Below are 19,811 nucleotides of genomic sequence, written 5' to 3' on the forward strand. Positions count from 1 at the left end.
CACGCCAGTCGCTTCAGTCAGACTATTCTGCCTTTGTTTTGGATATTGACCAGCGTGAGCTTTTCGTCTCGAAACCAAAAAGCAACCTGCACGAAACCTGTCACCTTGGGGTAACTCATCATGCAAGTGAGAACCTCATCCGCACAGGTATGATTCACAAAATCAATGTCAAATACAGGTCCGGCCGGAATGATCTGGTCATGCTGTGGGTTTGAGATAACCATCTCCAGGTATGGCCTCTCTATTCCCGGATACAGCTGAGATTCGAGGTAAAAACATACCTCGCTCTTGCTGGAACCAATCGGTAAATCCCGAGCGATAATGTCCTTGGCTTTTTCTGCGCTCCAGCCTTTTCGCACCAGTGCGGAAATATGATCTCGGGCCGTCTTCATCGGTATTTCCTGACAATTCTAGAGTGAGCAGCAAAGACGCGCTTGCAGGCTCGCCATCGGCAGATACTCAGTTCCTTCCATAAAACGCATTCTCGACATGCACCGGCCAGCGCCAGGGCAGCACCGCCACCATGTCGAAGCGCACCGACAGTTTGCCATAGTCGGGCTGCCGCGACAGCCAGAGATCGGCCGCACCCTCGATGCGGCGTTCCGAACCGCGTGCGATCGCCTCCATCGCTTCCATCAGCGTGCGGCGCGCCTTGACCTCGACGAACAGCACCAGGTCGCCGCGCCGGGCGATCAGGTCGATCTCGCCGAGTTTGGTGCGATGGCGGCGCGCGAGGATCCGGTAGCCTTTGACCATCAGCGCCAGCGCCGCCAGCCATTCGCTGCGATGGCCGCGCCGATAGGCCTGCCGGCGGTGAAGGGCCTGACGCTTAGTCGCCACCCTCGCCTCCACCGGCATCCCTGAGCTCAAGCAGCCGCCGGTAAAGCGCCTGCTTCTGGCCGCCGGTCATTTTCGCCGCTTCAGCCGCCGCCTTGGAGGCCGGCATTTCGGCGGCGAGGGACAAAAGCAGCCGGTCGATGTCTTCAGGCTGGTCGGCCCTGGCCTCGGCCGGTCCGACGCAGATGACGATCTCGCCCTTCGGCGTGTCGGCCGCCGCGTAGTGGTCGGCGAGAACCTGCAGCGTGCCGGTCCGCATCTCCTCGAAAGTCTTGGTCAGTTCGCGTCCGATCGCCGCCTTGCGGGCGCCGCCCAAGGCCTCGACCATGGCGGCAAGCGTCTCGGCCAGCCGGCGCGGCGATTCGAAGAAGATCAGCGTCGCCGGAACGGCTTTCAGCGCCTCCAGCCGCGTCAGCCGCTGCCCGGTCTTCACCGGCAAGAAGCCAGCGAACAGGAAGGCGTCGGAAGGCAGGCCGGATGCCGTCAGCGCGGCGAGTGCCGCCGACGGCCCGGGGATCGGCACGACGCGAAGGCCGTGGTCCAGCGCCTCGCCGACCAGCCGGTAGCCGGGGTCGGAGATCAGCGGCGTGCCGGCGTCCGAGATCAGCGCTACGCTCTGCCCGGCTTCGAGCGCCGCGATCAGCTTCGGTCCGGCTTCGCCGGCATTGTGCTCGTGATAGGCGGTGGTGCGGCGGCGGATGCCGTAGCGATCGAGCAGCACGCGCGAGACGCGTGTGTCCTCGCAGGCGACAATGTCGGCGGCGGCCAGCGTCTCCAGCGCGCGCAGCGTGATGTCGGCAAGATTGCCGATCGGCGTCGCCACCAGATAGAGTGCCGGCTCGAGCGGCCGCGCCGGTATCTCGGTCTGCCCGATCACATAGCTGCGTTTGTCGCCGGTCACCGGTGCCCTCTCGCGTGCATTTCGTCCTGTTTGGCACGGCGCACGCCCGGTTGCAAAACGTGACCCAGATGTAATGCGGCCGCCATGCCTTTGCCACAGTGCGGAACGAAACCAAGCCCGGCGAATTACCCTGAGTCTCGGAGGAGGACAGGATGGACAGCCTGAAGATACAGGACGTTTTCGAGCCCTATTATGCCGGGCGCAAGCGTTTTGCCGCGCGGCGCGACAAAAGCCGGCCGGTCGAAGCTCAAAACGATGCCGATAGCGCGGCCGATAGCGCGGAAGTCAGGCAGCGGCTTTTGCGCCGCCTGCTGGCTGAGCCGAGAACCAAGATCGAGACCGAAACCGACAGCACGACGGAGCACTGACCGGACGATGCCCAATCGCTTCGATATCTTCATCACCCGTCTTGAAACGAAAAGCGCCAGAGAAGGCGTTCCATCACACCCGATAGGCGACCAGCACCGCGCCCGCCGCGATAAGAGCGACGCCAAGCCAGTTCGCTCCGGAGAGGCGCTCGCCGAGAAAGACCGCGCCAAACACCGCCACAAGCACGACGCTTAGCTTGTCGATCGGCGCCACCTGCGCCGCATTGCCGAGTTTCAGGGCGCGGAAGTAGCACAGCCACGATGCGCCGGTGGCCAGGCCGGACAGGCCGAGGAAAAGCCAGGTCTTTCCGGAGATCGAGCCCAGCGGCTGGAACTGGCCGCTGGCGGCGAGAATGGCCGCGAGCACGACCAGAATAATGACCGTCCGGATGAAGGTCGCGAAGTCGGAATTGATGTTCTCGATGCCGACCTTGGCGAAGATCGCCGTCAGCGCCGCGAACGGGGGTGGCCTTGCCAGTGGCGGTCTCAACCGAGATAGCGCGAAACGCGTGCCTTCAGAAGGTCAATCAGCTCCAGATCCATGAATTCATAGTTGTCAGGTATGTCGAGGCAGATGACCCGGGCCTGCTTCAGGCTCGCCTTGAACTTCTTCTGCAGTTTGGTGCGGTGCGCCTTTTCCATGACGAAGATGATGTCGGCCCACGCCACCAGTTCATGCGTCAGCGGCGTGTCCGCATCATGGTTTGTTCCAGCCGATGCGACCTCGATATCCCGGCGCGTTGAAAACACCTGCTCCGCCGTCGGGCTCCGCAAGCGGTTCTGGCTGCAGACGAAGAGGACGTTCTTCAAGTGCATTGTTCGAGCATGATCTTATCCGAAAACCGGCACCCACTTTTGCGTTCGCCCCTTCGGTTCGGGATCATGCTCTACCGCGCCAGGTCCGCCACCACCGCGTCGAGCACGATCATGCCGGCCGGCGTAGCGCGCAGGCGGGAATTGCCGATCGGCGCCACCAGTCCTTCGCCCTGCAGCACCGACAGCCGCGCGCTCGACAGGCCACGGCCGGAGAATGCCTCGTAGCGGGACAGGTCGATGCCCTCGGCCAGCCGCAGCCCCATCAGCAGGAACTCGTCGGCCTCTTCCGAGCGCGTCAGGATCTCGCCGCCGGTAACGCCATGGCCCTTGGCTTCGACCAGATTGGCCCAGGTCTCCGGCATCCGCTCGGCGATCGTCACCACGCGGTGGCCGTGCTCGACGAAGCGGCCATGCGCGCCGGGGCCGACGCCGACATATTCGCCATAGCGCCAGTAGGTCAGGTTGTGCCGGCTTTCGGCGCCCGGCCTGGCGTGGTTGGAAATCTCGTAGGCCGGCAAGCCATGCGCCGATGTCACCTCTTGCGTCAGCGCGTACAGGTCGGCGGCGTGGTCGTTGTCCGGAATGGCGAATTTCTTCGCTGCATGCAGCGCATGGAACGGCGTGCCTTCCTCGATGGTCAGCTGGTAGAGCGACAGATGGTCGGCGGCATGGCTGATTGCCTGTTCAAGCTCCGCCTGCCACGCGTCCGGCGTTTGGCCCGGCCGCGCATAGATCAGGTCGAACGAGAGGCGGGGAAATATTTCGCGCGCGAGCCCGATGGCGTGCAGCGCCTCGTCGACATTGTGCAACCGGCCAAGGAAACGCAGATCCTTGTCGTTCAGCGCCTGCACGCCGAGCGACACCCGGTTGACACCGGCCGCGCGATAGCCGCGAAAGCGCTCCGCCTCGACCGATGATGGATTGGCTTCCAGCGTCACCTCGATGCCTTCAGGCACCGTCCAGTTCTTCGCCACCGCGTCGAGCACCGTCGCCACGGTTTCCGGCCTCATCAGCGACGGTGTGCCGCCGCCGAGAAAAATGCTGGTCACCTCGCGCGGTCCGGTGCGGGCACGCATCGTCGCGAGCTCGGCCTCGAAGGCGCGCGCGAAACGCTCCTGGTCGACCGGCTGGTGGCGGACATGGCTGTTGAAGTCGCAATAGGGGCACTTGGCCGCGCAGAACGGCCAATGGATGTAGACACCGAAGCCGGGGCTGCGGTCGAGCTGCATGGTCGTGCCGTGCCCAATCATGCCGTGCCCATCATTCCGAACCAAGCCTGGCGCGCGCAAACTTCTGGAAGGCGCGGGCGCGGTGCGACAGCGCCATCGGCTGGCCGGGCTTCCAGCCATGTTTCTCTTGCGCCGTCATCTCGCCAAAGGTCTTTTCGAAACCGTTCGGCAAAAACACCGGGTCGTAGCCGAAGCCGAGCGTGCCGCGCGGCGGCCACACCAGCGTGCCTTCGGCCTCGCCGCGAAAATATTCGGCATCGCCGTCGGGAAAAGCCAGGCAGATGACGGCGACGAAGCGGCCCTTGCGCTGTACCGGATCGACCGCGCCGACTTCCTGCAGCGCCACTTCCGTGCGCTGCATGGCCATGCCGAAATCGCGCGAACCGTCCGGGGTTTCGGCCCAGTTGGCGGTGTAGACGCCGGGCGCGCCGTCGAGCGCATCGACGCAGAGGCCCGAATCATCCGACAGCGCCGGCAGTCCGGTCGCCTTGGCGGCGGCAAAGGCCTTGATGTAGGCGTTCTCTTCGAAGGTGGTGCCGGTCTCGTCCGGTTCCGGCAGGCCATACTCCTTGGCCGACTTCGCCTCGAAGCCGAACGGCGCCATCAGGTCCGAGAATTCGCGCAGCTTGCCTTCATTGTGGCTGGCGACGACGATCTTTTGTCCCTCAAGGGAATGGAAAGCTGGTTGATGCATCAGAGGCCCCAGATCCTTGGCTCGGCGAATTCGATCGAATTGCCGGAGGGGTCGCGTATGTAGATCGACCGCCCGCCTTGCGGCCATTCGAACTCGCTTTCGATGGCGATTTTTTTCGCCGCCAGATGCTCGCGCCATTGGGCAATCTCTTCGGCGCTTGCTGTAAAGCAGAGATGGCCATCGCCGACCGTGCCGTGCGGCGGCACTTTCAGTCTCGCATCGGGCGCGGGCGGTACCTTCGTCGCCTCGGCGTTGAAGAGCAGAAGCACGCCATCGCCGCAGCGGAAGAACACATGCCTGCCCTCGACCTTGCCGAGCACCTCGAGCCCGAGCACGTCGGCGTAATATGCTTCCGCGGCAGCCAGATCGGTGACGTAGAGGGCCGATTCGAGGATGGCGGAAGGTTTCATGGAAAGCCTATACGACCGCCATCTGCTGCAGGCTGACCAGGCGTTGGATGCCCTTCTTGGCCAGGCCCATCAATGCCGCGAACTGGTCCTCGGAAAAGGGCTCGCCCTCGGCCGTGCCCTGGATCTCGACGATGCCGCCCTTGCCGGTCATGACGAAATTGGCGTCGGTGCCAGCCGAGGAATCCTCGATATAGTCGAGATCGATGACCGGCTGGCCATCATGGATGCCGCAGGAAATCGCCGCGACATGGTCCTTCAGCACCTTGGCGACGCTGGCCATCTGCCGCGCTTCCATCCAGCGCAGGCAGTCGTAAAGCGCCACCCAGCCGCCGGTGATCGAGGCGGTGCGGGTGCCGCCATCGGCCTGGATCACGTCGCAGTCGACGGTGATCTGCTGCTCGCCCAGCGCCTGCAAATCGACCACGGCGCGCAAGGAACGGCCGATCAGCCGCTGGATCTCCAGCGTGCGGCCGCCTTGCTTGCCGGCGGAAGCCTCGCGGCGCATACGATCGCCGGTGGAACGCGGCAGCATGCCGTATTCCGCCGTCACCCAGCCCTTGCCGGAATTGCGCATCCAGGCCGGCACCTTTTCCTCCAGGCTCGCCGTGCACAGGACATGCGTGTCGCCGAACTTCACCAGGCACGAGCCTTCGGCATGTTTGGAGACGCCGCGCTCGAAGGAGATGGCGCGCATTTCGTCGGCTTGGCGTTTGGAGGGGCGCATTCAGGCCTCTTTCTTCTGGTTTCCGGAATCGTGGGCGGCTTGTAGACGCATGCGGCCCATGGCGCAAAGGAAAATGGACCGGGTTGCGCGGGCACGGCCTAAGTCTATATTTGAACCGGAGGTTTTTGGCCCGAATGACCAAGGCAGTCGATCCCGCGTCGCAGTCGCCGGTGCTCCAGTCACTGGATATGCGTTCGCGCGACATTTTTCGGCGCATCGTCGATTCCTATCTGAGGGATGGCGAGCCGGTCGGTTCGCGCAGCCTGTCGCGCATCCTGCCCTCGTCGCTGTCGCCGGCCACCATCCGCAACGTGATGAGCGACCTCGAGCATCTCGGCCTGATCTATGCCCCGCATATTTCGGCCGGTCGCTTGCCGACCCAGACCGGCCTGCGCTTCTTCGTCGACGCCTTCATGGAGCTCGGCGACCTTTCCGACGAGGAGCGCCGCATCATCGAGGCGCAGGTGCGCGCCTCCGGCTCGGGCGCGACGCTGGAGCATATGCTGACCGAGGCCAGCCAGATGCTGTCGGGCATGTCGCGCGGCGCCGGCCTGGTGCTCGCCGCCAAGAACGAGGTGGCGCTCAAGCACATCGAATTCATCCAGCTCGAGCCGACCAAGGCGCTGGCCGTGCTGGTGTCGCAGAACGGCGATGTCGAGAACCGCGTCGTCGACCTGCCCGCCGGCATCACCGTCTCGCAATTGCACGAGGCCTCGAACTTCCTCAACGCCCATATCCGTGGCCGCACGCTGGCCGAGGCGCGCATCGAGATCGCCCGCATCAAGGAAGAGACCAGGGCAGCCCTCGACACGCTGTCGCAGGACCTGGTCGAGAAGGGTCTGGCGGTGTGGGCCGGCGCCGACAGCGGCCTGCCGGCGCGCCTCATCGTGCGCGGCCGCGCCAATCTCCTGGAAAACGTCACCGCCCAGGCCGACATCGAGTTGCTGCGCCATCTGTTCGAGGATCTGGAGACGCAGGACGGGCTGGTCCAGCTGCTCGACCTTGCCGAGGAAGGACCGGGCGTGCGCATCTTTATCGGCTCGGAAAACAAGCTGTTTTCGCTGTCCGGCTCGTCGCTGGTCGTCGCGCCCTACCGCGACAAGGACGCCCGCGTCGTCGGTGCACTCGGCGTCATCGGCCCGACGCGCCTGAACTACGCCCGCATAGTGCCGATGGTCGACTATACGGCGCAGCTGATATCGCGCATGCTGCGCTAGGTGAATTGGTATTCAGGTGAGGCCGGCCTGCAAACGCGGGTCGAAACCACCATGTTGGTCGCTTCGCGCCCGTCTTCGACTCCGGTGCTGACCCGAATCTCAACACACCTTGGAAGAAACAGGCAGCCGAGGAGAAAAAGAATGGCGTTGGAATCGCTTAAAGCCCAGATCAGCCTGTTGCTCGAGGAAATGGTCAACCAGCCCGAGGACCAGCACGAAGTGCAGGAGCAGCTGCGCGAGAAGCTGCAGGAAATGCGCGCCATGGGCCTGCCGCTGCCGGCCGATCTCGTTGAACTGGAAAAGCGTCTAGACGACGATTTCTACGCTGCCGGGACCTGAACCGGCGATCCTTCAAATCTTGTGTGCCGAGGCCCTGCTCGGAACAAGCAGGCGGGTCTGCCCGTTTCGCTGGTCAAGATGATCCGGAGACTACAATGATCAGATTGTTCGGTCCGGCGGTCGTTGTCGCGGCTCTCTTTGTCGCCACCACCAGCTTCGCCCAGCAGGTGGACCAGCCGGTGCTGATGGGGAAAGCCGCCTTCGGCGACTGGAAGGCCGACAGGCCGGGCGTGCGCCGACTGATCAGGCCCGTCGATATGCAGGCCCCTTACCTCACCGAATCCGTATCCAACGGCGCCGGCCTGGCCGATCGTCCCGAAGGCGCCAAGCCAATTCTGCCGCCGGGCTTTTCGGTAGAGCTGATCGCCTCCGGCATCGCCAGTCCGCGTGTCGTCCGCCTGGCGCCCAATGGCGACCTCTTCGTCGCCGACAGCAGGGCTAACCAGATACGAATCTACCGTCTCACTGAGGGCAGCGCCAAGCCCGCCGAGGAAACCACCTTCGCCAAAGGCCTCAACCGGCCCTACGGCATCGCCTTCTACCCGCCGGGCAATGACCCCCAATGGGTCTATGTCGCCAACACCGACAGTGTCGTGCGCTTTGCCTATCGCAACGGCGACCTGAAGGCTGCCGACGAGCCGGAGTCGATTGTCGCCGACATCCCCTCCAGCCACCACTGGACCCGCGACATCGTTTTCTCGCCCGACGGCAAGACGCTCTATCTGTCGGTCGGCTCCGGCTCCAATGTTGCCGAGGGTATCGGCAAGGAACCGGAGGGCGGGCTCGAGCCATGGCTGAAATCGCAGCCGCTGGGTGCGGTTTGGGGTTATGAGCAAGGCCGCGCCGATGTTCTCGCCTTCGATCCCGACGGCAAGAACCGACGCAGCTTCGCCACCGGGCTGCGCAACTGTTCCGGCATGACCGTTCAGCCAGCCACAGGCGCGCTCTGGTGCGTCGTCAACGAGCGCGACGAACTCGGCGACAATGTCCCGTTCGAATACGCGACGACGGTCAAGGACGGCGGCTTCTACGGCTGGCCCTGGTATTATATCGGCAACAACGAGGATCCGCGTCACCAGGGCGAGCGTCCCGACCTCGCCGGCAAGGTGACCGTGCCCGACGTGCTGATGCAGGCGCATTCGGCGCCGCTCAACATCGCCTTCTATGACGGCAAGAGCTTCCCGGCCGAATATCAGGGGGATGCCTTCGTCGCCCTGCACGGCTCCTGGAACCGCGACATCAGGACGGGTTACAAGGTGGTGCGGCTGAAATTCAAGGACGGCAAGCCGACCGGCGAGTATGAGGATTTCATGACCGGCTTCGTCATCGCCGACGACGCGGTCTGGGGTCGCCCGGTCGGCATTGCGGTGGCTAGAGACGGTTCGCTGATCGTCACCGAAGACGGCAACGGCACCATCTGGCGCGTCACTTACAACGACGGCCCGACCTGAGGCGTTCGCCCTCTGGTGCAATCGAATCCGGTTCACAGCCCAGGCGCTTTCGTGCGAAGAGGCGCCTTCATTCAAGGCTGGACCTATGACCCTCACCGGATTCATCGCCTACAGCGCGGCCCTCGGCATCGCCGCCGCCATTCCCGGGCCTGGCGTCACCGCGCTTGTGGCGCGTGCGCTCGGTTCCGGCTTCCGCTCGTCGCTGGCAATGTCTTTCGGCCTGATGCTCGGCGACCTCATTTACCTCACCGCCGTGGTGCTCGGCCTTGCCTTCGTCGCGCAGACCTTCGGCATGGTCTTCCTGGCGATCAAATGGCTGGGCGTTGCCTATCTCGCCTTCCTCGGCTGGTGTTTCTGGACCAGCGGCATCACCCCGGAGACTGTCGAGGCGAAAAAGGGCAAGGGCGGATTGCTGGCGAGCTTCCTTGCCGGCCTCACCGTCACGATCGGCAACCCGAAGACGATGATCTTCTATCTCGCCATCACGCCGACCATCGTCGACCTGAAGACCATAACGCTGGTCGACTACGGTATTCTCGTCGCGCTCACCGTCGTCGTGCTCCTGGTGGTGCTGGTGCCCTATCTGGCGCTCGCCGCCAAGGCGCGCTGGTTCCTCAAGTCGCCAAGGGCGCTGAAGGCGTTGAACCGCACCGCCGCCGGCTTCATGGTCGGGGCGGCCGCGGCGATTGCCGCCCGCCAGTAGACTGGTTTCGGCCAATCCATTCCGCAAATCGGCCTATCCGGAAAATGCGTTTCCGGGACAGGGCAGTTTTCAGCAAGCGCCCCACTCGGATATTTTCAAGCTGCAGCCTATCTTGCGCGACCGAAAGCCCTATTCTGTCCGCCTATGTTAGTCCGACCATGTCAATTGCCTGACTTCTGGGAGCGAAACCAATGAACAAGCCCGTCTCTTCCACGCGCGTGCCCGGCCGCGGCCGCGTCTACAATTCGATCACCGAGACGATTGGCGACACGCCGCTGGTGCGGCTCGACAAATTCGCCAAGGAGAAGGGCGTTGTCGCCAATCTCCTGGCCAAGCTCGAATTCTTCAACCCGATCGCTTCGGTCAAGGACCGCATCGGCGTCGCCATGATCGAGGCTCTGGAGGCCTCGGGCCGGATCGCCCCCGGCAGGACGACGCTGATCGAGCCGACCTCCGGCAACACCGGCATCGCGCTCGCCTTCGCCGCCGCCGCCAAGGGCTACAAGCTGATCCTGACCATGCCGGAGACCATGTCGGTAGAGCGCAGGAAAATGCTGGCGCTGCTCGGCGCCGAGCTGGTGCTGACCGAAGGTCCCAAGGGCATGAAGGGCGCCATCGCCAAGGCCGACGAGCTGGCCGCGACTCTGCCCGACGCCATCATTCCGCAGCAGTTCGAGAACCCGGCCAATCCGGAGATCCACCGCCGCACCACGGCCGAGGAAATCTGGAACGACACCCAGGGCGAGGTCGATATCTTCGTCGCCGGCATCGGCACCGGCGGCACCATCACCGGCGTCGGCCAGGTGCTGAAGCAGCGCAAGCCCTCGGTGCATGTTGTGGCGGTCGAGCCGGAAGCCTCGCCGGTACTGTCCGGTGGCCAGCCCGGCCCGCACAAGATCCAGGGCATCGGCGCCGGCTTCGCACCAAAGATCCTCGATACCTCGATCTATGACGAGATCGTCAAGGTCTCGAACGAGGATTCGGTCGCCAATGCGCGCCTCGTCGCCCGCCTCGAAGGCGTGCCGGTCGGGATTTCATCCGGCGCAGCACTTCAGGCGGCGATCGTCGTCGGCTCGCGGCCGGAGAACAAGGGCAAGAACCTTGTCGTCGTCATCCCCTCCTTCGCCGAGCGCTATCTGTCCACGATCCTGTTCGACGGGCTGGGGGCCTAGCTCCGGCCGGCGCGGGCCTTTGTCGCTGGACCGCTGAAAAAACACCTGTGGCGGTCTCGGCCGGCTTGAGCCGGCCCCTGCTTCCGGCTCAAATCGCCGCCGGCCAGATTCGGGCTGGCGGAGGGACCTCATGTACAAGCTCTATACACGCCCCGGCAGCGGCGGTTTCGTTGCGGAGGCAGCACTTGCCTTGGCCGGCGCTCCGTTCGACCGGATCGACGTGCCGAAGCAGGACCCGCCCGATCCGGTCTTCCTCGACATCAGCCCTCTGAACCAGGTTCCGGTGCTGACCTTGCCGGACGGCAGCTCGATCACCGAATCGGCGGCGATCTGCATCCTGCTCGCCGAGCGCCACCCGGAGGCGGGCCTGGCGCCGGCCGCCGGTTCGCCCGCCCGCGCCGACTTCCTGCGCTGGATGGCGTTCATGTCGGCGGCGGTCTATCCGGCGATGCTGCGGCTCTACTACGCCCATCGCTACACGGTCGACGCGGAGGGGGTGAAAGCAGTGAAGCAGGCAGCGGTCGCCGAGATGGATCGCGGCTTTGCTATCCTAGACAAGGCTCTTGCTGGCCGCGACTGGCTGGTTGGCGAGCGGCTTTCGGTGGCCGATATCTATCTCATCATGCTGGTGGCCTGGCACCCCGAGGTCGAGAAGGCTCGCGCCGCCTGGCCTGATATCGAGCGGCTGTGGGCCAGATTGCGCGATCATGAGTTGATGCGGAAGCTGAACGCTGCGCACGACATGTGGCCGGCCTGAGCAACGCGCGAAGGGCTCAGCCCTTCGTCGCGCCATCGCCCAGCCCCGCGCGCCGTTGCTGCAGGAAGCGTCGCACGGCAGGGTCACGTTCCAGGCCGATCGCCCGGTCGTAGGCCTCGGCGGCCTGGCTGGTGTTGCCGAGCCTGGCCAGCAGGCCCGCGCGCGCCGCCCAATAGGGCTGGTAGTCGGCAAGCCGCTTGTCGTCACCCAGCACGTATAGTGCTGCCAGTCCCGCCGCGGCGCCCTCGGCCTCGGCAATCGCCACGGCGCGGTTGATCGCCACCACTGGCGAGCCGGCAATCGCCAGCAGGGCGTCGTAGAGCTGGCGGATCGCCGCCCAGTCGGTGCGGCCGCTCCGCCGCCGCGCCGTATGCGCCGATTGCACGGCGGCCTCGAGCTGGTAGCGGCCGATCACCGCCTTGGCCGCGGCACGCCCGAGCAGCGCTTCCGCCTCGTCGATCAGCATGTCATCCCACAGCGCGATGTCCTGTTCGGCAAGCGGCACGAAATCGCCTTCGGGGCTGCGCCGCGCCGCGCGGCGGGCCTCGGCGAACAGCATCAGCGAAAGCAGGCCCAGCGCTTCGGGTTCCTCCGGCATCAGCGAGGCCAGCAGCCGGCCGAGCCAGATGCCTTCGGTGGCGAGGTTGCGCCGCTGCGTCTCGGTGCCGGCCGGATCGGACCAGCCTTCCGCGAAGGCCGCATAGATCGCTTCCAACACCGCGTCGAGCCGCCCGCCAAGCTCGGCCCGTTCGGGCACGCGGAAGGGAATGCCGGTCTCGCGGATGCGGCTCTTGGCGCGCACCAGGCGCTGGCTCATCGTTGCCGGCGAGACCAGAAATGCCGAGGCGATCGTCGCCGCGTCGAAGCCGAGGATGGTCTGCAGGATCAGCGGCGCCCGCACGCCGGGTTCGATCGCCGGATGGGCGCAGGCAAACATCAGCCGCAGACGCTCGTCGGGCAGCTCCTCGTCATTCATGCTCGCCTCCATTTCCTCGGCGACCAGCCTGAGATGGTCGCGGGCCGCCTCGCCGGTCAGCCGCCGCCGGATCGCGTCGACCCGGCGCCGCCGTGCCACCGCAAGCAGCCAGGCTTCCGGCCGGTCTGGCACGCCGGCCTTTGGCCAGCGCTCCAGCGCCGCCGCGAAGGCATCGGCCAGCGCGTCCTCGGCGCCGGCGACATCGCGCGTGCGAGCGGCGAGCCAGGCGACCAGCTTGCCGTAGCTCTGCCGGGCGGCCGCTTCCGCCGCCGCCCGCGCGATCTCCAGGCCATTTTCCATCACATGGTCTGTTCCCAGATCGGCCGCAGCTCGACCGTGCCGGCGCTGGCGGCGGGGCAGCGCGCCGCCCAGGCGATCGCGGCGTCGGCGTCCTCGGCCTCGATCATGTAGAAGCCGGCGAGCTGCTCCTTGGTGTCGGCATAGGGACCGTCGAGCACGTTGGTCTTGCCATTGGCCATCCGCACCGAAGTGGCGGCCTGGGTCGGCTTCAGCCGGTCGCCGGCGAGCCAGGCGCCGGACTTCTTCAGCGCATCGGTATAGGCGCCGTAGGCCGCGCTGATCTCGTAGGTCGTCTCGGTCGGCGCGGCCGCCATCGCGGCTTCGTTGACGTAGATCAAAAGCATGTATCGCATGGTCTTCTCCCGTTTTCTCGAAGGCCGCTTCGTTGCTGGCCGACCCTATGTCGCGTGGTCTTGCTCGATTTCGACAGGCGCCGCGAAAATCCTTTCGGCCTCGTCACGGCGTTTCGATCATTTCTCAGACAGGTAGTCGGTCATTTCCCAGATCGGGCGCACCTCGACCGTGCCGGTGCTGGCTGCCGGACAGCGTCCAGCCCATTTCTTGGCCGTGTCGAAGTCCATCGCTTCGATCATGTAGAAGCCGGCAAGTTGCTCCTTGGTGTCGGCATAGGGGCCATCGAGCACGTTGGTCTTGCCGTCCGCCATCCGCACCGAGGCGCCCGCCTGGGTCGGGCGCAGCCGGTCGCCGGCCAGCCATGCGCCGGATGTCTTCAACGCTTCGGTATAGGCGCCATAGGCCGCGAGGATCTGCTCGGTCCTCTCGCGCGACGCATTCGCCGTCGCGGCTTCGTCATTGTAGATCAAAAGCATGTATCGCATGGTCTTCTCCCGCTTTTTCGAACGGCCCACTCCGTTGCGGACCGACCCAATGTCGTGCGGTCTCGGCCGATTTCGACAGGTTCCGGAAAAATCTTTCGGCCTTGGTCGCATCCTGCGCAAGCGGGCGCCCACCGTGGCATCACTCAACCGTTCATCCCAGACCATGATCCCAAAAAGTGGAAGCCGGTTTTGGCAAGGCGGCTGGCGACACGATCGTGCTGGAATCGTGCGCCAGACCATGATCCCGAACCTTCGACGTCCAGGTCCGAATGGCCTCAGTGCTCGTCGCTTGCGAGCGCTTCCGTCTGGTGGCGGTGTCCGAGCGCTTCGTAGCCGACGACAGTCACGGCCGGTGCTAGCATGAGAATGATAAGGCAGACCGCCATGTCGACGCCGGCAAGCGCGGCGAAAACGGCGAGCGCGACGACCGCGGCGGTCGCGAGCAGCAGCCAGATGTGAAACGGATCGAAGCGCGGAACAAGGTAGTAGTAGAGCGCATAGATCAGCCCCAGGTAGATACCCACGGGTATGGCGGCGGTAAGCAGCGTCGCAACCGGGCCGATGTGAGCCTTGTGCTCGATGAAATAGGCCGCAACGTGGAGTCCGGCGCCGGTCGCAACGATGGCGGTCACGATCAGCATCTGCCCGTAGCCCCAGACGAATGAGCGATCGCGATGGGCGTGAAGTATCCGGGCTGAAGGCAGTATGTAATAGACCCACCACATGCCGAAGGTCAGGCCGGTGCCGGCGACGCAGACCAGAGCCGCATCCATGGTCCAGCCCTGCTCCTCGACCACGGCCGACAGCGACGCGAGCGTGCCGACGACCCCCTCGCCCAGCGCGATGATGGCGAACAGGCTGTGGCGCTCGGCGATATGATGGGCATGCCAGGGCGTGCCGCCATCCCTGCGTTCGGCGATCACCGGCCCCGCCAATTCGATCAATGCGAGGATGCAGGCGAGTATGAGGCTCACGCCGACCGAGAAATCGATGAGGATCTGCACCACCCAGCCGAGCTGGGCCACCGAGATGGCTGTGGCATAGGTCAGGCAGGCGCGACGGCGGACGGGATCCTGCCTGGCCGCGCGTAGCCACTGGAACACCATGGCGACGCGCATGATGACGTAGCCAAGCACCATGACCGAATTGTCGAGGTGCTCGCCGTGCTCGATCGAGGCGAACATGCGCGGCAGGCCGATTGCCAGCACCAGCACGCCAATCATCTGCACCATGGTGACAAGGCGGAAAATCCAGTCGTCGGTGTCGTAGGCCGAGGAGAACCACGAGAAATTGACCCAGGCCCAGCAGATGGCGAAGCTTGCGAAGCCGAAGCCCAGCAGGGCTGCCGCATAGTGGCCCTCAGCCAGTGCATGCGCGAACTGGGATGAGGCAAGGCCGAAAGCTATTACGAAAGTCAGATCGAACAGAAGTTCGAGCGGGGTCGCGACGCGATGCTCCTCATGCGGATGGCGTCCCGTCATGCGCCTGACATGATGGTGGAGCGTCTCGGAACTGACGGGCGTGGTATTCATCGCGCGCTCTTCGTTGGGCCTCGTCGACCGACACTAGAGACAAGGCAGAAAGCGTCAAGGCGCGCAGCCGGCCGCACGCTACCAAGCCCAGCGGGTCTGCAGCGCCGTGCCGTTTAAACGGTCTGGCCAGGCAATCGGCTCACTGCCGTCTCGGCCATGGCGTCAGCCAGGCTCAAGCCCCATTGCTGGCGGCAATACTCGCGGAAATCGAAGCAGGGCAAGCCAGGACAGACCTCGAACTCGATGAGATGGACGCGGTCGTCGGCCCCGATCCTGAAATCGATGGAAAACACATCGCGCAGGCCAAGCCCAACGGTCAGCCTCTCGGCGATGCGGCGGATTTTCGCGTCGGCTCCCGGCTGGCTGGCTGCGACCGGGACAAGCACCGGTTCGGCATAGCGTCCTGTCGCCTTCGCCGCCTCGCCGGTCTCGCCATAGAGCGCCAGACTGTCTTCCATGGTCTGGAAATCGCCGCCTGAATCGACAAAGGCGATGCCGAGCGCCTCGACGCCGGTTCCCGGCTTCAGGCCAAGGAAACTGGCGCGCGCATTGCGGCCGGAGACATAGGGCTGGACGACGACATCGTCGCGATAGGCGGCGAAAACACGCCGGCTAAGCTCCAGCGCGTGGCCGAGATCATGGCAGCGGGACTCCGGCCAGATGCCGATCTTGGCGCCGAGTCGGTTCGGCTTGACGAACCAGCCGGTCGCCGAGGCCGGCGGCTCGACCAGCCAGCTTCCGTCGCGCGCCAGGCCGGCCTGCGGCACCGGCAGGCCAAGCGCGGCGAGCACGGCACCGGAGCGGAACTTGTCCTGGCAGAGCGCGAACAGCGCATCGTCGGCGCCGATCGTCCCCAGGCCGTTCAGCCGCGCCAGCGCGGGGACCGCGCCGCCGCGGAAATAGGCAATGCCGTCGGTCAGCGTCCATACCAGCGTGGTGCCCGGACCGGCTCCGGCGAGCACGCCTGCCGCATCGTCGAGCGCCACCAACGCGAAGGCGAGGCCGCGTTTGTCGCAGGCGGCGGCAAGCGCATCGAATTCGCGAGCGAGATCGGTCGACTGCGCCAGATAGGACGATATCTCGGCGGCGCGCGCCGCTGCAAAGCCGTCGGCGACCAGCCGGTCAAAACAGGCCTTTTCCGGCTCGTGGACGAGGATCAGTTTCGGTTGGCGGCTCGACATCGATCAACTCCCGGCAATGCGCCCCACCTTCGCATGGCGCCTGCCATCGGCTTTCGCGAAACCGACCGCTCCGGACGGTTGCGTGACAGCGTCTTCCGATCAGGAGATTCAGGCGATCAGCACGCGCGGCTCGAAGCGGCCGTTGACGGGAACATCGATAAGGAAGGTCATGCCGGCCTGCGGGTCGAGCTTGCGCTGCTTGTCGTCCTTGCCCTTCCACGCTGAGGTCACCGCCAGCCGGTCGGCCTTCGCGCCGACAAAGGCGGGGCAAGAGGGCTGTGTCACCGGCATCGAAACCTCGCGCAGCAGCGTGCCGTCGGGCGCATAGGCCTTGACCGCCTTGCCGCCCCAGACCGCGTTCCACAGCACGCCGTCGCGGTCGACGACGGAGCCGTCGACATAGCCCTTGGCCGAGCGATGGTCGACGAAGACCTTCGGCTCGCCGGCGGGCAGACCGGTCGCCGGGTCACAGGCGACGCGCATCAGCAGCCCGGTGCCGGTGTCGGTGTAATAGGCGACCGTCCCGTCCTCTGAAAAGCAGATCGAATTCGACACGGTGATGTCGGAATACAGCCGGCGCAGCTCGCCTTTGAAGAACCAGTAGATCGAGCCTGCGCCTTTTTCTTCGCCCTTGCCCATCGTGCCGACCCAGAAGGCGCCGCAGGGATGGACGCGCGAATCGTTGGAGCGCGTGAGCGGATTGTCGGCCTCGATCGGCGTGTGCAGCGTCAACCTGCCGGTCGCGACATCGCGGATATGCAGGCCGGTTTCGGTGGCGATCAGCTGACGCTGGTCGTCGATGATGGCGATGGCGCTGGCCATCAGGCCAAGCGCATGGATCTTCTGCGCGCCGGAGGCAACGCCCTTCTCCAACAGCAGGCCATTGACGATATCGAACCAGAACAGATTGTCAGTGGTGGGGTCGTAGCTCGGGCCTTCGCCGAGCTGGCAGATGTGGTCCGAGAAAACCGAAACGCCATTGTCCATCAGGCCTCTCCCCCGAAAGCCATGTCCCATGCCACCACAGCGGCTCGGGCGCGGGTTGTCACCTCGTCGACGCGCATGCCCGGCTTGAACAGGCTGGAGCCGAGGCCGAAGACGGTGACGCCAACCGCTTTATAGCCGGCAAAATCTTTTTCCGAGACGCCGCCGACGGCACCGATCAGCGTGTCTCCCGGCAGCACCGCGCGCACGGCCGAGATGCCGCCCGCACCGAGCACGCTGGCCGGAAAGAATTTGAGAGCCGAGGCGCCGAGCCGGATGGCCTGGAAGGCTTCGGTCGGCGTGAAGACGCCAGGCATCGTCACCATGCCGTGGTGCATGGCGCGGCGCATCACATCGGCGTCGATGTTGGGGCTGACCAGCAGCCTGCCGCCGGCCCTGTGCAGGCCGTCGACATCGGCCGCTGTCAGCACCGTGCCGGCGCCGACCAGCGCGGTGGCCGGAAGCGCTCCGGCAATGCCGGCGATCGAGGAAAACGGATCCGGCGAATTGAGCGGGACCTCGATCGCCTCGATGCCCGCTTCGAAGACCGCCGTGCCGATGGCCACTGCCTCTTCGGGCTTCAACCCGCGCAGAATGGCGACCAGGCCGCGCTTGAGCTTGGGGAACGGTGCGGTCCGGGTCACGCTGTAACTCCACTTCTGGCGATCATGCCGTTTTCGCGCGCGGCCTCGATCAGGCCGGCCCGCACCGCCTCGTCGGCGTCGACAGCCCTTACGGCGAGTCCGGCAAGGCGGAGTGCTGCTCCATAGAGCGTGGCAAGCGCGCCGGAGGCGACCAGCACGATGGGTGCTGCACCCGCGCCATAGCGGCGTTTTGCCGAGGCGATCTCGCCGCCGATCAGCAGGCCGGACAGGCAGGCAGCGGCATCGTCGGGTTGCAGGTCTTGAAGCAGACCGGCGGCGCGGATCGAAAACAGTTTCGAGGTGACATCGCCGCCTTCGGCCAGCGCCCTGCGGCACCACTCCTGGAAGAACGGATTGTCCGGCACGACGGGCTTCGGCTGCTCGCCCAGCGAATGGCGCAGGATCGAGTGCCCCGCCAGCACCGAGAACAGTTCGCCGGTCGGCCAGGTGCCGAAGCCGGCAACCGCGCCGTCCTCGACCAGGACCCATTTCGAATGCGTGCCCGGCATGCAGACAAGATGGCGACCCTTTGCCGGCAAACCGGAACCGGCAAGCTGGGTCTCCTCGCCGCGCATGACGTCGGGCGCGTCAGTGAGACGCTGGGCGAGGCCAGGCACGATACGGATATCCCGCTGCTGGTCGGGAATACTGATAGCGCCGGCAAGGATGGCGCCGATCGGCGCCGGCACGGTGACATAGGGCGCCTCGAGCCAACCCTGGCGGGAGCCGGCCATGCCGCAGACGATGACCGGCAGCGCCGCCGGTGCGCCGAGAGCCGCCAGATGGCCTTCTAGGATGGTGGAAAAGCCTTTCTGCTGCGCAGTGATCAGCCCGTCGTCGCCGCGACGCTCGGCGAGGACCTTGCCTGTATCATCGATCAGCCAGACCCGCATGCGGGTCGTGCCCCAGTCGACGGCAGCGACCGCGGGTAGCGCGCTCACAGGAAACCTCCATCGACGATCAGCATCTGGGCGGTCAGCATGCGCGAGGCGTCGGACGCCAGGAACAGCACCGTGCCGACGATGTCGTCGGGCTGCATGACCTCCTTGATGCACTGCTTGGCGACATGGGCGGCGAGCCCCTGCTCGGTGACCCAGAGCTCCTTCTGCCGTTCGGTGATCACCCAGCCGGGCGCCAGCGCGTTGACGCGGATGCGGTCGGCGCCGAGCTTGCCGGCGAGCCCCTTGGTGAGGCCGAGGATACCGGCCTTGGCGGCCGTATAGGCCGGCATGTCCGGGTGGTTGATCAGATAGGAGGTCGAGGTGAAATTGATGATCGAGCCGCCGCCGGCTCGCTTCATGCCCGGCGCCACCGCTTGCGCGGTGAAGAAATGCGGGCGCAGATTGACCGCGTGGTTGTTGTCCCAGAACTCGACGGTCACGTCCTCGACGGCGTGGCGATCGTCGAGCGCGGCGTTGTTGATCAGCACGGTGACATCGCCATGCGCCGCGGCCGCTTTGGCGGCTGAGGCCCGCAGCGCCTCGACGTCACGCAGGTCGGTCTTGAGATAAAGCGGCCGGCGGCCAAGCTCGTTTTCGATGCGATCGGCAAGTGCCGTGCTCGGGCCATCGGCGATGTCGATGAAGGCGACCTTCGCGCCCTGCCGGGAGAAGCCTTCGGTCAGCGCGGCACCGATGCCGGAGCCGCCGCCGGTGATCAGCACCGAGGCGTCTTCAAGGTCGGCGAAACGCGCCGATGGCATCATGTTTTTTCTCTCCGCTATGGACGGCGCGCATC

At 65.3% G+C, this 19,811-nt stretch carries 25 protein-coding genes; 7 read left to right on the forward strand and 18 right to left on the reverse strand.

The genetic code is table 11. From position 1 onward, the window contains the following. Positions 1 to 17: 17 nt before the first annotated feature. The 3 genes from A6B35_RS04085 to rsmI all read right to left on the reverse strand — a co-directional run bounded on the left by A6B35_RS04085 (position 18) and on the right by rsmI (position 1,738). Positions 18 to 392, reverse strand: coding sequence for a hypothetical protein (locus tag A6B35_RS04085; protein ID WP_006205356.1), 375 nt, complete (start codon positions 390 to 392; stop codon positions 18 to 20). Positions 393 to 459: 67 nt separating this feature from the next. Next, complete coding sequence (locus A6B35_RS04090) at positions 460 to 858, reverse strand: YraN family protein (protein ID WP_040583743.1); 399 nt, start codon at positions 856 to 858, stop codon at positions 460 to 462. Continuing rightward, a complete protein-coding gene (gene rsmI, locus A6B35_RS04095) occupies positions 830 to 1,738 on the reverse strand; it encodes a 16S rRNA (cytidine(1402)-2'-O)-methyltransferase (RefSeq protein WP_006205358.1) in 909 nt (302 codons plus the stop codon). The genes A6B35_RS04090 and rsmI overlap by 29 nt, the downstream gene beginning before the upstream one ends. A 152-nt stretch (positions 1,739 to 1,890) precedes the next feature. Here rsmI and A6B35_RS04100 point away from each other — a divergent pair, with 152 nt between their 5' ends. Next, positions 1,891 to 2,106: a hypothetical protein gene (locus A6B35_RS04100; RefSeq protein ID WP_006205359.1), complete on the forward strand. Its 216-nt coding sequence runs from the start codon at positions 1,891 to 1,893 to the stop codon at positions 2,104 to 2,106. 73 nt (positions 2,107 to 2,179) lie between these two features. Here A6B35_RS04100 and A6B35_RS04105 read toward each other — a convergent pair whose 3' ends face one another. From A6B35_RS04105 to rph, 6 genes are all read right to left on the reverse strand, one after another. Then, the gene (locus A6B35_RS04105; RefSeq protein WP_006205360.1) at positions 2,180 to 2,596 is read right to left on the reverse strand and encodes an EamA family transporter; all 417 of its coding nucleotides are present in this window, start codon (positions 2,594 to 2,596) and stop codon (positions 2,180 to 2,182) included. Continuing rightward, positions 2,593 to 2,916: a low molecular weight protein tyrosine phosphatase family protein gene (locus A6B35_RS04110; RefSeq protein WP_040583755.1), complete on the reverse strand. Its 324-nt coding sequence runs from the start codon at positions 2,914 to 2,916 to the stop codon at positions 2,593 to 2,595. The genes A6B35_RS04105 and A6B35_RS04110 overlap by 4 nt, the downstream gene beginning before the upstream one ends. Before the next feature lie 77 nt (positions 2,917 to 2,993). Next, positions 2,994 to 4,172, reverse strand: a complete 1,179-nt coding sequence (gene hemW / locus A6B35_RS04115; RefSeq protein ID WP_006205362.1) for a radical SAM family heme chaperone HemW — start codon at positions 4,170 to 4,172, stop codon at positions 2,994 to 2,996. Positions 4,173 to 4,182: 10 nt separating this feature from the next. After that, positions 4,183 to 4,845: an RdgB/HAM1 family non-canonical purine NTP pyrophosphatase gene (gene rdgB, locus A6B35_RS04120; RefSeq protein ID WP_006205363.1), complete on the reverse strand. Its 663-nt coding sequence runs from the start codon at positions 4,843 to 4,845 to the stop codon at positions 4,183 to 4,185. Beyond that, positions 4,845 to 5,255, reverse strand: a complete 411-nt coding sequence (locus tag A6B35_RS04125; RefSeq protein WP_006205364.1) for a VOC family protein — start codon at positions 5,253 to 5,255, stop codon at positions 4,845 to 4,847. The genes rdgB and A6B35_RS04125 overlap by 1 nt, the downstream gene beginning before the upstream one ends. 7 nt (positions 5,256 to 5,262) lie before the next feature. After that, entirely contained in the window at positions 5,263 to 5,979 is a 717-nt protein-coding gene (gene rph / locus A6B35_RS04130; RefSeq protein WP_006205365.1) for a ribonuclease PH, read from the reverse strand. Positions 5,980 to 6,113: 134 nt separating this feature from the next. On the opposite strand from rph, the gene hrcA reads away from it, so the two are divergent. The 6 genes from hrcA to A6B35_RS04160 all read left to right on the forward strand — a co-directional run bounded on the left by hrcA (position 6,114) and on the right by A6B35_RS04160 (position 11,618). Continuing rightward, entirely contained in the window at positions 6,114 to 7,196 is a 1,083-nt protein-coding gene (hrcA, locus tag A6B35_RS04135) for a heat-inducible transcriptional repressor HrcA (protein WP_006205366.1), read from the forward strand. Positions 7,197 to 7,337: 141 nt separating this feature from the next. Next, positions 7,338 to 7,535 carry a hypothetical protein gene (locus A6B35_RS04140; RefSeq protein ID WP_006205367.1) on the forward strand — a complete coding sequence of 66 codons (198 nt, stop codon included), beginning with the start codon at positions 7,338 to 7,340 and terminating at the stop codon, positions 7,533 to 7,535. Positions 7,536 to 7,630: 95 nt separating this feature from the next. Then, positions 7,631 to 8,986 carry a PQQ-dependent sugar dehydrogenase gene (locus A6B35_RS04145; RefSeq protein WP_006205368.1) on the forward strand — a complete coding sequence of 452 codons (1,356 nt, stop codon included), beginning with the start codon at positions 7,631 to 7,633 and terminating at the stop codon, positions 8,984 to 8,986. Positions 8,987 to 9,071: 85 nt separating this feature from the next. Then, entirely contained in the window at positions 9,072 to 9,689 is a 618-nt protein-coding gene (locus tag A6B35_RS04150; RefSeq protein WP_006205369.1) for a LysE family translocator, read from the forward strand. A 191-nt stretch (positions 9,690 to 9,880) separates the two neighbouring features. Continuing rightward, positions 9,881 to 10,861, forward strand: a complete 981-nt coding sequence (cysK, locus tag A6B35_RS04155) for a cysteine synthase A (protein ID WP_006205370.1) — start codon at positions 9,881 to 9,883, stop codon at positions 10,859 to 10,861. Between the two features lie 130 nt (positions 10,862 to 10,991). Continuing rightward, positions 10,992 to 11,618 carry a glutathione S-transferase family protein gene (locus A6B35_RS04160; RefSeq protein WP_006205371.1) on the forward strand — a complete coding sequence of 209 codons (627 nt, stop codon included), beginning with the start codon at positions 10,992 to 10,994 and terminating at the stop codon, positions 11,616 to 11,618. A gap of 16 nt (positions 11,619 to 11,634) precedes the next feature. Here the strand turns inward: A6B35_RS04160 and A6B35_RS04165 are convergent, their stop codons facing one another. The 9 genes from A6B35_RS04165 to A6B35_RS04205 form a co-directional block, all read right to left on the reverse strand. Beyond that, positions 11,635 to 12,894, reverse strand: coding sequence for an RNA polymerase sigma factor (locus A6B35_RS04165; RefSeq protein ID WP_006205372.1), 1,260 nt, complete (start codon positions 12,892 to 12,894; stop codon positions 11,635 to 11,637). Beyond that, positions 12,894 to 13,247, reverse strand: a complete 354-nt coding sequence (locus A6B35_RS04170) for a YciI family protein (RefSeq protein WP_040583745.1) — start codon at positions 13,245 to 13,247, stop codon at positions 12,894 to 12,896. Before A6B35_RS04170 ends, A6B35_RS04165 begins: the two co-directional genes overlap by 1 nt. A 117-nt stretch (positions 13,248 to 13,364) precedes the next feature. Beyond that, positions 13,365 to 13,733: a YciI family protein gene (locus tag A6B35_RS04175; protein ID WP_040583746.1), complete on the reverse strand. Its 369-nt coding sequence runs from the start codon at positions 13,731 to 13,733 to the stop codon at positions 13,365 to 13,367. Positions 13,734 to 14,008: 275 nt separating this feature from the next. Beyond that, positions 14,009 to 15,265 carry a low temperature requirement protein A gene (locus tag A6B35_RS04180; RefSeq protein ID WP_006205375.1) on the reverse strand — a complete coding sequence of 419 codons (1,257 nt, stop codon included), beginning with the start codon at positions 15,263 to 15,265 and terminating at the stop codon, positions 14,009 to 14,011. 113 nt (positions 15,266 to 15,378) lie between these two features. After that, positions 15,379 to 16,446: a D-alanine--D-alanine ligase family protein gene (locus A6B35_RS04185; protein WP_006205376.1), complete on the reverse strand. Its 1,068-nt coding sequence runs from the start codon at positions 16,444 to 16,446 to the stop codon at positions 15,379 to 15,381. 108 nt (positions 16,447 to 16,554) lie between these two features. Beyond that, the gene (locus A6B35_RS04190; protein ID WP_006205377.1) at positions 16,555 to 17,433 is read right to left on the reverse strand and encodes an SMP-30/gluconolactonase/LRE family protein; all 879 of its coding nucleotides are present in this window, start codon (positions 17,431 to 17,433) and stop codon (positions 16,555 to 16,557) included. Next, positions 17,433 to 18,074, reverse strand: a complete 642-nt coding sequence (locus A6B35_RS04195; protein WP_006205378.1) for a 2-dehydro-3-deoxy-6-phosphogalactonate aldolase — start codon at positions 18,072 to 18,074, stop codon at positions 17,433 to 17,435. The genes A6B35_RS04190 and A6B35_RS04195 overlap by 1 nt, the downstream gene beginning before the upstream one ends. Then, complete coding sequence (locus A6B35_RS04200; protein WP_244426055.1) at positions 18,071 to 18,967, reverse strand: 2-dehydro-3-deoxygalactonokinase; 897 nt, start codon at positions 18,965 to 18,967, stop codon at positions 18,071 to 18,073. Before A6B35_RS04200 ends, A6B35_RS04195 begins: the two co-directional genes overlap by 4 nt. Before the next feature lie 44 nt (positions 18,968 to 19,011). Further along, positions 19,012 to 19,779, reverse strand: a complete 768-nt coding sequence (locus A6B35_RS04205; protein ID WP_006205380.1) for an SDR family NAD(P)-dependent oxidoreductase — start codon at positions 19,777 to 19,779, stop codon at positions 19,012 to 19,014. Between the last annotated feature and the right edge of the window lie 32 nt (positions 19,780 to 19,811).

The sequence above is a fragment of the Mesorhizobium amorphae CCNWGS0123 genome, assembly GCF_001686985.1.
Taxonomy (GTDB): Bacteria; Pseudomonadota; Alphaproteobacteria; order Rhizobiales; family Rhizobiaceae; genus Mesorhizobium; species Mesorhizobium amorphae.

What these genes read in the sequence shown, in the direction of transcription:
- A6B35_RS04085 (WP_006205356.1), bottom strand. Translation starts at nt 392, where the DNA reads ATGAAGACGGCCCGAGATCATATTTCCGCACTGGTGCGAAAAGGCTGG.
- A6B35_RS04185 (WP_006205376.1), bottom strand. Translation starts at nt 16,446, where the DNA reads ATGTCGAGCCGCCAACCGAAACTGATCCTCGTCCACGAGCCGGAAAAG.
- A6B35_RS04175 (WP_040583746.1), bottom strand. Translation starts at nt 13,733, where the DNA reads ATGCGATACATGCTTTTGATCTACAATGACGAAGCCGCGACGGCGAAT.
- A6B35_RS04160 (WP_006205371.1), top strand. Translation starts at nt 10,992, where the DNA reads ATGTACAAGCTCTATACACGCCCCGGCAGCGGCGGTTTCGTTGCGGAG.
- A6B35_RS04145 (WP_006205368.1), top strand. Translation starts at nt 7,631, where the DNA reads ATGATCAGATTGTTCGGTCCGGCGGTCGTTGTCGCGGCTCTCTTTGTC.
- hemW (WP_006205362.1), bottom strand. Translation starts at nt 4,172, where the DNA reads ATGATTGGGCACGGCACGACCATGCAGCTCGACCGCAGCCCCGGCTTC.
- hrcA (WP_006205366.1), top strand. Translation starts at nt 6,114, where the DNA reads ATGACCAAGGCAGTCGATCCCGCGTCGCAGTCGCCGGTGCTCCAGTCA.
- A6B35_RS04165 (WP_006205372.1), bottom strand. Translation starts at nt 12,894, where the DNA reads ATGGAAAATGGCCTGGAGATCGCGCGGGCGGCGGCGGAAGCGGCCGCC.
- A6B35_RS04150 (WP_006205369.1), top strand. Translation starts at nt 9,072, where the DNA reads ATGACCCTCACCGGATTCATCGCCTACAGCGCGGCCCTCGGCATCGCC.
- A6B35_RS04170 (WP_040583745.1), bottom strand. Translation starts at nt 13,247, where the DNA reads ATGCGATACATGCTTTTGATCTACGTCAACGAAGCCGCGATGGCGGCC.
- A6B35_RS04100 (WP_006205359.1), top strand. Translation starts at nt 1,891, where the DNA reads ATGGACAGCCTGAAGATACAGGACGTTTTCGAGCCCTATTATGCCGGG.
- A6B35_RS04200 (WP_244426055.1), bottom strand. Translation starts at nt 18,967, where the DNA reads ATGCGGGTCTGGCTGATCGATGATACAGGCAAGGTCCTCGCCGAGCGT.
- A6B35_RS04180 (WP_006205375.1), bottom strand. Translation starts at nt 15,265, where the DNA reads ATGAATACCACGCCCGTCAGTTCCGAGACGCTCCACCATCATGTCAGG.
- A6B35_RS04205 (WP_006205380.1), bottom strand. Translation starts at nt 19,779, where the DNA reads ATGATGCCATCGGCGCGTTTCGCCGACCTTGAAGACGCCTCGGTGCTG.
- A6B35_RS04090 (WP_040583743.1), bottom strand. Translation starts at nt 858, where the DNA reads ATGCCGGTGGAGGCGAGGGTGGCGACTAAGCGTCAGGCCCTTCACCGC.
- rph (WP_006205365.1), bottom strand. Translation starts at nt 5,979, where the DNA reads ATGCGCCCCTCCAAACGCCAAGCCGACGAAATGCGCGCCATCTCCTTC.
- A6B35_RS04125 (WP_006205364.1), bottom strand. Translation starts at nt 5,255, where the DNA reads ATGAAACCTTCCGCCATCCTCGAATCGGCCCTCTACGTCACCGATCTG.
- A6B35_RS04190 (WP_006205377.1), bottom strand. Translation starts at nt 17,433, where the DNA reads ATGGACAATGGCGTTTCGGTTTTCTCGGACCACATCTGCCAGCTCGGC.
- rdgB (WP_006205363.1), bottom strand. Translation starts at nt 4,845, where the DNA reads ATGCATCAACCAGCTTTCCATTCCCTTGAGGGACAAAAGATCGTCGTC.
- A6B35_RS04140 (WP_006205367.1), top strand. Translation starts at nt 7,338, where the DNA reads ATGGCGTTGGAATCGCTTAAAGCCCAGATCAGCCTGTTGCTCGAGGAA.
- cysK (WP_006205370.1), top strand. Translation starts at nt 9,881, where the DNA reads ATGAACAAGCCCGTCTCTTCCACGCGCGTGCCCGGCCGCGGCCGCGTC.